This is a genomic window from Anabaena sp. CCY 0017 (assembly GCF_963920885.1).
GTDB lineage: Bacteria > Cyanobacteriota > Cyanobacteriia > Cyanobacteriales > Nostocaceae > Nodularia.
This window is the reverse complement of sequence record NZ_CAWUDG010000078.1, coordinates 1-506: the sequence shown is the minus strand read 5'-3', so window position 1 is coordinate 506 and position 506 is coordinate 1. Positions and strand designations below refer to the sequence as shown.

Annotated in this window: 2 tRNA genes; both read right to left on the bottom strand. The window is 42.5% G+C overall.

The window, feature by feature from the left end:
* Positions 1 to 170: 170 nt before the first annotated feature.
* Positions 171 to 243 (bottom strand) — tRNA-Ala (locus tag ACM0OW_RS25770).
* A gap of 85 nt (positions 244 to 328) precedes the next feature.
* A tRNA-Ile gene (locus ACM0OW_RS25765) sits at positions 329 to 402 on the bottom strand.
* Between the last annotated feature and the right edge of the window lie 104 nt (positions 403 to 506).

Genomic DNA, 506 nt, shown 5'->3' with positions numbered 1-506 from the left:
TCTGGCTGGATGATTACCCAGCAGTTCGATTGCATGAGACAATCAATTGCTGAATCTTTTCCGGTCTATTATTCTATCATACTGTGCTAATGACCACAAAAATTATTATATCTATTTTTTGTCTTGTCTGACAATCAACGATATGATTTTTTTGCGATTTTTACACAAGGTGGAGATTAGCGGACTCGAACCGCTGACATCCTGCTTGCAAAGCAGGCGCTCTACCAACTGAGCTAAACCCCCATCAGTCAGTTATCAGGTATCAGTTACCAGTTGCCAGTTTTTTTTACTGACTACTGACTACTGTTGACTGTTAACTGATTTCAGGTGGGCCATCCTGGACTCGAACCAGGGACCTCACCCTTATCAGGGGTGCGCTCTAACCACCTGAGCTAATAGCCCATTATCCGAACCAAATCTATAGTTTGAAAGCTCAACAAATACTCGCGACCGACCTAGGAATGACCAACTCAGTATCTAATTGCAATTTGCTTTCGATGTTTGAG